This is a genomic window from Psychromonas hadalis ATCC BAA-638, from assembly GCF_000420245.1.
GTDB lineage: Bacteria > Pseudomonadota > Gammaproteobacteria > Enterobacterales > Psychromonadaceae > Psychromonas > Psychromonas hadalis.
The window spans coordinates 1-11374 of the sequence record NZ_ATUO01000118.1; the positions used below are offsets into that span (position 1 = coordinate 1).

The window sequence follows — 11374 nt, forward strand, 5'->3', positions numbered from 1 at the left end:
AGGATTGGCTTCAACATTACTTGCGATTTTGTTTTTAAAATAGCCAGTCACTTAAGGCTTTTTGGAAACAATTTATCGCAAGTTATTGTGTAACGGTCCCTTTAGACTTTTTGAAAACAATTTAGCGCAAGTTATTGTGTAACGATTCCTAAGGCTTAAATTTTTATCTATATAGATAATCACACACTGACAAAACTTATGCGAAATTTTGGTTCACAAAGTCCCAGTTAACTAATGCCCAAAAACCATTGAGGTAGTTAGGGCGAACGTTACGGTAATCAATGTAATAAGCATGCTCCCACAAATCAACCGTTAATAGTGTAGTAACGGTTTCATCTGTGAGGGGTGTTTCTGCGTTAGAAGTATTCACAATATCTAATGTACCGTCTGATTTTTTTACCAGCCAAGTCCATGATGATCCAAAGTTATTGACTGCTTTATCATTCCAAGCGGCTTTAAATTCATCAAAAGAGCCAAAACTTTTTTCAATGGCAGTTGCAATCGCACCAGTTGGTGCGCCACCTGCGTTTGGTGCTAAACAGTTCCAATAAAATGTATGGTTCCAAACTTGGGCTGCGTTGTTAAATCGTGGGCCTTTGCTGTTTTTAATGATCTCTTCAAGTGAACTATTCGCAAGATCAGTTCCTTCGATAAGTGCGTTTAACTTTAAAACATACGTTGCATGATGCTTTTCATAATGAAACGTTAATGTTTCTGCTGAAATGTGTGGCTCTAATGCATTTTTGTCAAAAGGTAACGCGGGTAATTCAATTGCCATGATAGTTTCTCCAATGAACGTAACTGCTTAATTAATCGTGTAGAAAAGTTTAGATCCTTTTCATGAATATAATTTAATTCTCGACAATAAATTGATCTATGTCAAACTTATTTTGTGCTAAAATTGCTTTTATTATCCCTATTCACAATAACGTTTTTTTCAATGCCGTTACGGGGTACAATTCATAAAAATCATTATAGGAAAGAAAAATGGAAACGTTAGACAAAATCAAAAGCCAAATCAGTGACAATAATATCTTACTTTACATGAAAGGCTCACCAAAATTACCAAGCTGTGGTTTTTCATCACAAGCATCACAAGCATTAATGCAATGTGGCGCACCCTTTGCTTATGTTGATATTTTACTAAACCCTGATATTCGTGCAGAATTACCAAAATACGCAAACTGGCCAACGTTCCCACAACTATGGGTGAGCGGTGAGTTAGTCGGTGGTTGTGACATTATTATGGAGATGGCACAAACAGGTGAGTTGAAAACCGTCATTGAAGAAGCAACCGCAAAAGAAAGCGAAGTTGCTGAGTAAAACAATGAACGATTGACGGGATAAATCCCGTCAGTTACTCACTAAAATGCATCACGTCGCGCTTCAAATGCTTTGACAAAGGGCATCAGCACCTCTGCATTGTAAGGTCTCAACCCTGCAACAATCAATTTTTTCACCCCTTTACCTACCACTTTATCACCATCAAAAATATCAAAATATAAGAAGCTATTAGCACGTTTTGGCTCTACTTCTAAGGTACTGTCTGCCAACTTCAGTTGCATTTTATCATTAAAATCAAACGTTTCAAGCTCAAAACTCATGCTGTTATACATAACCAACGGACGTGCTGGATTAAACATAACACCATGCTTTTTCATTAGAGGCATCAACAGTGTCGGAAAATTTTGTCCTGAAAACTGACCGTAATTTTTTATGAGTGATTCAATAAAATCAGGGCAATTATTAACCTTTCCTTTACGTACTATCTCTAATACACTTTTCCCCTGTTCATTAGTAATAACAATCAAATCCTTATCTGTTTCTGGGAAATTAAGCCCCATATCTGCGCCGACCATATTGGTGAACGTAAAACTCATCGATTCACTTACACCATAAGTGTGTAACGCAAGTGAAAAAAGCAGATCACCCGGCACACAAAAACGTCTGTTTTCAGGATCATGAATGGGGTTAAAATCAAAACATTGTACCTTTGCAAAAGTGCTAGCCTGCTCTGCAGAGATGCGTAATATATTGTCTTGTTTGCTAAAAAAAGGAGCTAGTAACATTGTTTTCTCTTATTGTAATAGTGAGTGATCAGCTGGCAAATGTTTCATTATCCAGACCACTAATTTATGGCGAATATTAGCCGTATTTTCATCATTTTTATTCAGTGGCGTAATCAGTTTATCTTGCACTAACAAGCGATAGATAACCTCCTGTTTGTCTTTTGCCGATGTTGTACCATCAATCCCCGTATAACCACGCTTTAGCGCATAATTTGTGCCTAATTTAATGGCATGTTGTAATAGTTGAGATTCGTTTTTAATTTTTTTCATCTTAACTCCTTTACTTTTTATTTAATAAAATAAGTAGTGCATCTTCATCCATTATCTCAATACCGAGATCTTGGGCTTTCGTTAGTTTAGAGCCGGCAGCCTCTCCGGCAATAACGGTGGTCGTTTTTTTAGAAACGCTACCCGCCACTTTTGCGCCTAAATCTTGTAGCGCAGATTTAATATCACTGCGCGCCATCACATTAAATGAGCCTGTGATAACAAATATCTGCCCCGTTAATGGAAGATCACTTACCGCTAGCTGTATAATTTCAGGCCAATGAATACCTGCTTCAAGTAGCTGATTTAACACGTCTATGTTATGTGTTTGACGGAAGAAGTAATAGATATGTTTAGCAACAATTTCACCAACATCAGACACCGATTGCAAATTTTCAATCGATGCGCCTTTTAATGCATCAATTGTTTTGTAGTGGTTAGCCAAATTATTTGCTGTTGCTTCCCCCACTTCACGAATACCAAGTGAATAGAGGAAACGTGCTAGTGTGGTTTTTTTACTCATTTGCAAACTATTAAGTAATTTTTTTGCGGATACCTCACCCATACGTGGCAGAGAAGATAGTTGAGTTGCCGTTAAATCAAATAGGTGTGCAGGTGAGTCTATCAATTTATGATCCACCAACAGCTCAACTAACTTATTACCTAAACCATCTATATCTAGCGCTTTACGTGATGAAAAATGTTTAATCGCTTCCTTACGTTGTGCACCACAATAAAGCCCCCCTGTACAACGAATCGTTGCTTCACCCTCAATACGTTCAAGTGCACTTGCACAAACAGGGCAAACCACAGGAAAAATAATTTTCTCTGTTTTTTGACTCTCTCTTTTTTCAACTAATACGCGCGCAACTTGTGGAATCACATCACCTGCACGACGTACGATGACTACATCGCCAATTAAGATGCCTAACCGTTTTATCTCATCTTTATTGTGTAGGGTTGCGTTAGAGACGGTTACACCACCAACAAAAACAGGTTTCAGTTTAGCAACAGGCGTGATTGCCCCTGTGCGTCCAACTTGAAACTCAACATTTTCAACCGTGGTCACCGCTTCTTCTGCGGGAAATTTATACGCAGTTGCCCAACGTGGTGCACGAGCAACAAAACCCAATTTGTCTTGCAAGGTAATATTATCTACTTTATAAACCACACCATCTATTTCGTAGGCTAAATCAGGACGTTTTTTCTCAATTGCTTGATAATAATCTAAACAAGCTTGCTCTCCCGTTAGCTGTTTTACTTCATCAGAAACAGGTAAACCCCACGCTTTTAATTGATTTATGCGCTCAAATTGGCTGTTAGTAAGCTCACCTTCAAAGACACCCACGGCGTAACAATAAAATGCTAATGGGCGACTTGCTGCTATTTTAGAGTCGAGTTGACGCAAACTGCCAGCGGCCGCATTACGTGGATTAACAAACGGTTTTTCACCAGCATCATTTAATTTTTTATTTAATTTATCAAAACCCGCTTTGAGCATAAACACTTCACCACGCACCTCTAACAGGGGGGGGATGTTTTCACCACGCAGTTTAAGTGGCAAATTTTTAATGGTTTTTACATTTTCAGTGACATTCTCGCCCGTTTTCCCATCACCTCGCGTAGCTGCTTGAATTAATAAGCCCTCTTTATAGATAATACTCACGGCTAAACCATCAAGCTTTGGCTCAATGCAAAAGGTGATGTTATGACTATCAGATTTATCTTCTGCACGTAGCATAAAATCTTTGAGTGCCTGTGCTTCAAAAACATTGTCTAAACTCAGCATTGGCTTTTGGTGCGTTACCTGCTCAAACTTACTCAGTGCTAGTCCGCCCACTTTTTGCGTGGGAGAATTTGCCGATAATAAGGTGGGGTTTTCTTTTTCTAATATTAATAATTGCTGGAAAATATAGTCGTATTCTGCATCAGGCACAGAGGGCTCATCAAGCACATAATATTGATAATTGTAATTTTCTAGCTGCTGACTTAAACGTTGAATTTCTTTCTGAATACGCATTTAAAACCTGATTTTATTTATAAAAAAACCTCGATAAACGAGGTTTAAAAAGGGCGCTTAGTTTACCACAACATTTTAGATGTAGTGTAATAGTCGATGATTGTATTCAATAAATTGCGCTTCAGTCATTGGCTCACGAGCGGCATTTAACACCAAACAATCAAACTCTTCGGCCATCTGCTCAACAGCACATAACATCAGTTCAAAGGACTCTTTAATGTTAATATTCTCATTAGGTGCGGTTAAAAAGAATGAAACACCTTCCGATTTGAACTGCTCCATCTCTTCTGGGTTAAAGGTCCCTGGTGCCATCATATTTGCAATGCTAAACAGTACAGGGCCAGTGCCATCTGAATGCTGATGGCGATGAAATATAGACATCTCACCGAAGCGAAAACCTGAGGTTAAGAAAAATTGCAGTAATTCATGCCCGCCTAATTGTAACCCCTCTTTTGCAACCACATTAAAAATAAACAGGTCTTGAGGCTGAGTTGCTTCTGTGGCAACTTGTTCATTTTTGTCTAACTGCGCATCATTTTTTACAGTTTCAAATTTAGCTTCTTCTGCAGGCGCTTCTGAAAATTTAATCGGCTCTATTTTTTCATCTTCTAATGCAACAGAAAAATCGATATTTTCTTCTTGCTCTATGGTGGTATCAGCACGGGTAATGCGCACGTCGCTGATAACATCATCAACAGACTCAGGGTTTAATTCGCTAGATGACTTTTCTGCAAAAATATCAACATTAAGAGGGGTATTCGTGACTACATTTTTCTCTTTACGACTCAGTAAATAACCATGAATTAACACACCGCCGATAGCGAGTAGACCAATAACAATTAAAATAGGCTGGAAATGTTGCATTTTTTGTTACTCTTGATTGGTGATCAGAAATTGAATATGAGGCTAAACTACCACTGAATAGAGGGGATCGTCCATCATAAGCCCATTTTTTTTTATGAAAATGTTAGCCACTGAATATTTTCTATCTTTATTTGTACAAAGCACGGTAGAATCAAAATTTACTTCTCCTTTAAATTGGGTTATCTATGTTAAACAGATCCACCATTAACACACCACTTTCAGGTATCCATTACCTATTAAAAGGAGCGCAACTGCTCAGCCACCCTAAGTTACGTTTTTTTGTTTTGATTCCATTAATGATTAATATCTTTATTTTTGCTAGCGCATTTTGGTTTCTGTTTAGCGCAATAATGGAATGGATAGACAGTTATATTTCCGCATTACCCGACTGGTTAAGTTGGTTATCTTACCTGTTTTGGCCCTTTTTAATTTTTTCTATCTTAGTGAGTTTCTCTTTTGTATTTTCTACCATTGCAAATCTTATTGCGGCTCCTTTTAATGGTTTATTGGCAGAAAAAACAGAAAATTTATTAACAGGAAAAGCAATTAATGATGATGGATTTAGTGATCTGTTAAAAGATTTACCACGTATTTTTAAACGTGAATTACAAAAATGGGCCTACTTTTTACCGCGTTTATTCGTTTGCGCATTGCTGTTTTTTATTCCCGCCTTTGGGCAAACTGTTGCACCTTTTATCTGGTTTATTTTTGCAGGTTGGATGATGGCGATTCAATACGCGGATTTCCCGTTTGATAATCACAAAATCCCATTCAATGAGATGAAAAAAGCACTACGCACACGTTTAGGCAAGAATTTAACCTTTGGTATGCTAATTAGTTTTTTTACCACTATCCCAGTGCTGAATTTTGTGATCATGCCCATTGCAGTCTGTGGGGCAACCGCATTTTGGGTTGATATCTACAAAAGTGAGTTGTTAGCCACTAAAAATGATAATACTGAACTTTTACCCCCTCAATAGTTTGGAAATGTCATATTAACTGCGCCAGTGAGAAAGGCGAAACTAACGTTTCACTTCCAAAATGAGCACTTAGGAATCGTTACACAATAACTTACGCTAAATTGTTTCCAAAAAGCCTAAAATGACTGGCTATTTTAAAAACAAAAGCGCAAATAATTTTGAAGCCGATCCTTATTTAAGTAAACGATACAGGGTTGGCGCATCTAATTTATCAATATAGTCTTGGTAATCAAGTCCTCGCTCAACAATATATTCCGTGACCAGCTCTTTTACTGTTTGTAATAATTCGTCAGGATCCCATACTTTCTCTAAAAAATTATCAAGCTTGGCATTGTTAATCGCTTTAATGGTATCAGCTTGTGTGGCAAGCCCTGTTAACAATAACTTTTTAGTCCCTAAAAAACGCGGATCTAATTCCACTTCTGTTAACAGCTCCACCCCCGATTTTTCAGGCATCACATGATCAGAAATAAGCAATGCAACATGCTCTTGATTTGCATCTAACTCCTCTAATAACTCTAAACACTCAATGGCAGATTCACACTCTTCAATATTAAAAACATCACTAAAGTAGTCAAGATCACGCACCACTGAATCTAATACTTCACGCTCATCATCAACACAAATAATATTAATTTTTTCCACTTCAACACTCCTAAAGAAAAGAAATTTGATTTAATAGATACAACATCGCATAGGTGATTAATAAACCGATAATCCCAAGTACAACACCCACTTTAGCCATCTGTTTCGTTTGCACATGACCCGATGCATAAGCCAATGCATTCGGTGGTGTGCTAATAGGCAATGACATGCCTAATGATGCAGCAAAAGTCACCGCCAAAATAAGCACCACCTCGCCTCCGTAAGGTAATAAACTGTGCATTGATGCACCCAACGCAGCTACCAAGGGTAATAATAGATTAGCTGTGGCGGTATGTGACATAAAATTTGCCATCAACAAACATAATACTGAAGCACCAACGATCAGTAATAAGGGATGTAGGGTTGCAAAGGGGATCGCATCAATCGCATTTTTTGCCAATCCCGATTTATCCAAAGCAACTCCTAATGCAATGCCTCCTGACACCAGCCACAAAACATCCCACGAAATTCGTTTTAAATCTTCTTTGGTAATAATTTTAAACATCGAAAAAACCGCCACAGGGATCATCGCCACCACATAAGCGTTCATTCCATGCCACCCACCCATCAGCCATAATAAGATGGTGACAATAAAGGTGATATAGACGATGATCGCTTTGGGTGTTTTTAAAAATCGTCCTTTAATATTAAGGTTGATCTGTTTAGTGGTTGCCGGAAATAGAGTGGTTAATAATAACCAAGCAATAAATAGCATCACCACCACAAACGGCACACCAAATACCATCCATGCCCCAAAGCTAATATTATTTTCATCCACCAAATATTTTAGCGCAACAGCATTAGGCGGTGTACCAATGGGCGTACCAATACCACCAATATTAGCAGCAACAGGCACAGAAAGGGCAAATGCAACTTTTCCTAAATCATCTTTTGAAAACAGTGCCAATACGGGGGTTAAAATAGAGAGCATCATCGCCGTAGTAGCAGTATTACTCATAAACATGGAAAAGACAGCAGTGATGATCATCAACCCTAACATCACATATTTTGGATTTTGACCAAAGGGTTTTAATAATACCCGTGCCAAGTTTACATCTAACCGATATTTGGTGGCCGCCATTGCCAAGAAAAAGCCCCCTAAAAAGAGCATGATAATCGGTGATGCAAACGTACCCATAATGGTTTTATGGCTAATGAGATGCCCTAATTCAGGGCTATCCACTTTGGTAAACCACAGCCCTTTATCGGAAATAATCAACAGTTCTAACACGATAATCAATACCGAAGTCGCGTATATAGGAATAGGCTCTAATACCCAGCAGAGCGTCGCCATCACAAAAATAGCGATCACTCTTTGTTCAACAAATGTTAACCCTTCGATACCAAAACTGCTCGCAGGTAACAGTAAAATAATCAATGGGATAATGATAGGGAGAATAAATTTCAGCTGTTTTTTCATAATATTCTTCTATTTTTAATTATAAAACAATTCTCCTCTTCACCTAAAATAAGTATAGGGGATAGATCAAACAGACAAAAAAAAGCCTCTCTGAATAGTCAGAAAGGCTGGTGTGATCACAATATTATTGCGCTTTATTGCGCTAACGCTTTGCTTACTTTTTCAAACAAATCTAATGATAAATTTTCAATTTTAAGCAAACGATTTAGCTGCACTTTTATCAACGCGATACGCGGGGCATCAAGTCGTTTAAATTGAATCAGTGGAGTAATTAAACGGGCCGCAACTTGTGGATTTTGGCTGTTTAGTTTTATCAGTTGATCGGTTAAAAATTGGTAACCACTGCCATCGCTAGCATGAAAATAGTAACTATTGTTATTCACAAAAGAGCCTACTAATGCACGTAAGCGGTTAGGATTATTGTAATCAAAACTGCGATGGTCAAATAATTTTTTAATATTTTCTAATACCAAATCGTTTGATAAGCTCGCTTGCAACGCAAACCATTTATCCATCACTAAACCATTTTCAAACCACTTTTCATCAAAATCACTCATCACCGTATTGCGACAATTCAATTTTCCACTGTTGGCAGCTTGTAATGCACCAAGGTGATCAGTCATGTTATTGGCAAAATGAATTTGCTTTAAGACCAATGTATTGGCTAATTTTTTATCACTTTTGGCAATAAACAGTAGCGCACAATTAGCCAATTTACGCAGTGCAATATCGGCGGTTTTAGGTTGATACTCTGCGTTTAATTGTGACCGATGGTAAATAGTAACGAACTCAGTTTGTAACTGCTCTGCAAGTTGATTTAAGATATATTCTCGCGCTTTATGCAGTGCTTCAATATCAACAGAATCAAATAACTCCATCGCACCACTTTCGCTGATAAATTCAAACATATCAGCAATCAGTGCAGGATCTAACTGCTCACTGGTTAATGTTGCTCTAAACGCATCAACAAACAGCGTCGGTAAGCTAAATGCCTTCCCTGCTTGTATGAGTTGTACATTTTTAACCAGATATTTGTTGAACAGGGTTTGCCCTGCATCCCAACGTGAAAATTCATCACTAGAAAAATTGATCAAGTGTAATAGATTTTCATTACTGTACGCATATTGATATTTAACTGGCGCAGAAAAACCGCGGAACAAACAAGGTACCGGTTTTTCGCTGATATTTTTAAAGACAAAGGTTTGCTCTTTTTGGGTAAGGCTGAGCACTTTACTCATTTTTCCATGGCCTAAATCAACCGCTTTACCGACTTTATCTAATAGTTCAATATCAACAGGAATATGTAACGGCTGTTTTTTCTGTTGATCAGCAGTCGGTAAGTTCTTCTGTTTAAAGGTTATTTGGTAACTATTTGTTTGCACATCAAAGTGATCGGTCACATTCACTTGTGGCGTACCCGATTGTGAGTACCAACGTTTAAAGAGCGTTAAATCAATACCGCTGGCATCGGTCATGGCAGCCACAAAATCATCACAAGTAACCGCTTGACCATCGTGACGCTCCACATATAACGCCATGCCTTGTTGAAATTTTTGCTCACCAAGCAGAGTATGTAACATACGGATAACTTCTGAACCTTTATCGTAAACCGTTACCGTATAAAAGTTATTCATTTCCATAACAGAAGCGGGCCGAATAGGGTGTGACATCGGCCCTGCATCTTCTGCAAACTGATGATTACGCATAATTTTCACATTCGCGATACGATTAACGGTGCGGCTGCCCATGTCGGAACTAAACTCTTGATCGCGAAAAACAGTTAAGCCCTCTTTAAGGCTTAACTGAAACCAATCACGGCAAGTAATACGATTACCTGTCCAGTTATGAAAATACTCATGACCAATGACCGCTTCAATGCTTAAATAATCTTGATCTGTAGCACTTTGCGCGTTCGCTAATACAAATTTCGAGTTAAAAACGTTTAACCCTTTATTTTCCATCGCGCCCATATTAAAGAAATCAACGGCAACAATCATGTATATATCAAGATCATACTCAAGGTTAAAACGATCTTCATCCCACTTCATCGATTTTTTAAGTGATAACATCGCATGTGCTGTTTTATCTAAATTACCTTTATCAACAAACAGTTCAAGTGCCACACGGCGACCACTTTTAGTGGTAAAACTATCAGTCAAACAATCAAATATTCCTGCGACTAATGCAAACAGATAAGCGGGTTTTGGGAAAGGATCAACCCATTTCACGAAATGACGACCATGCGCTAAATCACCTGACTCAACACGATTACCATTAGAGAGTAATGAGGGATAAAGGGTTTTATCCGCGCTAATTTTAGTGCTGAATTTAGTTAAAATATCAGGTCTGTCTAAATAATAGGTGATACGGCGAAAACCTTCCGCTTCACACTGTGTGCAAAATGCCTCACCCGATTTATACAAGCCTTCAAAGGCTCTATTTTCAAGCGGATTTATCTCTGTTTCAATCTCAAGGGTAAAATGTGTTGGTAGATGAAACAACTCAATGCCCCCTTCCACTAACTTATAGTGTTCAAACGTTTCGCCATTCACTAAAAGCGCGATTAATTTAAGTTGTTCACCAAACAAAAACAGCGAACTCTCTCCACCAGCAACACGTTTCATAACACTGATTGCTTTAACCCGTGTATTTTCATCAAACAGATCAAATTCCAGATCTAAACATTCAACTAAAAAATCTGAGGGCTGGTAATCGGCAAGATACTTTTCTTGTGGTTTTTTTTCAATACACTCTTCGATAGAGGAGATTTTGCTCATGATAAGACACTCTTAATGAAAGGAAAATAGGTATCCTGTTAATATACCCAAGCGCTTTGAAGATGCAAGTCGCTTCGGTGATCAGGGTGAAACTAAAGTTCACTTTATGAATTTTTTCTGCTAATCAACCTGAGTTCAATAAGGGTTAGCCATTGTCATCATACTGCATCTTCCCTTAGTGTCCGATCTGACAAACAGCATCTTGATTATACATTGTATATATTCGAATCAAAAGCCGAAAACAAGAGAACCCAGTCCATGTTTAGTATTACTCTTCAGGTGCGAACCAACGAAGAGAGATAAAAGCATGAACTGGGAAGACAAATTAATAT

Annotated in this window: 10 protein-coding genes; 2 read left to right on the forward strand and 8 right to left on the reverse strand. The window is 38.1% G+C overall.

All coding sequences use genetic code 11. From position 1 onward, the window contains the following. Positions 1-196 precede the first annotated feature (196 nt). Complete coding sequence (locus tag G322_RS0113635) at positions 197-778, reverse strand: superoxide dismutase (RefSeq protein ID WP_022942305.1); 582 nt, start codon at positions 776-778, stop codon at positions 197-199. Positions 779-987: 209 nt separating this feature from the next. On the opposite strand from G322_RS0113635, the gene grxD reads away from it, so the two are divergent. Further along, positions 988-1323: a Grx4 family monothiol glutaredoxin gene (gene grxD, locus G322_RS0113640; protein ID WP_022942306.1), complete on the forward strand. Its 336-nt coding sequence runs from the start codon at positions 988-990 to the stop codon at positions 1321-1323. Between the two features lie 41 nt (positions 1324-1364). Here the strand turns inward: grxD and G322_RS0113645 are convergent, their stop codons facing one another. The 4 genes from G322_RS0113645 to zipA form a co-directional block, all read right to left on the reverse strand. Beyond that, complete coding sequence (locus tag G322_RS0113645) at positions 1365-2069, reverse strand: DUF3581 family protein (protein WP_022942307.1); 705 nt, start codon at positions 2067-2069, stop codon at positions 1365-1367. A gap of 9 nt (positions 2070-2078) precedes the next feature. Continuing rightward, positions 2079-2339, reverse strand: a complete 261-nt coding sequence (locus tag G322_RS0113650) for a DUF5062 family protein (RefSeq protein ID WP_022942308.1) — start codon at positions 2337-2339, stop codon at positions 2079-2081. Between the two features lie 10 nt (positions 2340-2349). Next, positions 2350-4356 carry an NAD-dependent DNA ligase LigA gene (gene ligA / locus G322_RS0113655; RefSeq protein ID WP_022942309.1) on the reverse strand — a complete coding sequence of 669 codons (2007 nt, stop codon included), beginning with the start codon at positions 4354-4356 and terminating at the stop codon, positions 2350-2352. 75 nt (positions 4357-4431) lie between these two features. Then, positions 4432-5220, reverse strand: a complete 789-nt coding sequence (zipA, locus tag G322_RS22385; RefSeq protein ID WP_022942310.1) for a cell division protein ZipA — start codon at positions 5218-5220, stop codon at positions 4432-4434. Positions 5221-5405: 185 nt separating this feature from the next. Between zipA and cysZ the strand changes: the two genes are divergently transcribed. Further along, the gene (cysZ, locus tag G322_RS20870) at positions 5406-6200 is read left to right on the forward strand and encodes a sulfate transporter CysZ (RefSeq protein WP_022942311.1); all 795 of its coding nucleotides are present in this window, start codon (positions 5406-5408) and stop codon (positions 6198-6200) included. 171 nt (positions 6201-6371) lie between these two features. Here the strand turns inward: cysZ and G322_RS0113670 are convergent, their stop codons facing one another. The 3 genes from G322_RS0113670 to pepN all read right to left on the reverse strand — a co-directional run bounded on the left by G322_RS0113670 (position 6372) and on the right by pepN (position 11042). Next, on the reverse strand, positions 6372-6845 hold the full coding sequence (locus G322_RS0113670; RefSeq protein ID WP_022942312.1) for a response regulator: 474 nt from the start codon (positions 6843-6845) through the stop codon (positions 6372-6374). Positions 6846-6855: 10 nt separating this feature from the next. After that, a complete protein-coding gene (locus tag G322_RS0113675; protein ID WP_156873966.1) occupies positions 6856-8268 on the reverse strand; it encodes an SLC13 family permease in 1413 nt (470 codons plus the stop codon). A 131-nt stretch (positions 8269-8399) separates the two neighbouring features. Further along, the gene (gene pepN / locus G322_RS0113680; RefSeq protein ID WP_022942314.1) at positions 8400-11042 is read right to left on the reverse strand and encodes an aminopeptidase N; all 2643 of its coding nucleotides are present in this window, start codon (positions 11040-11042) and stop codon (positions 8400-8402) included. Positions 11043-11374 lie beyond the last annotated feature (332 nt).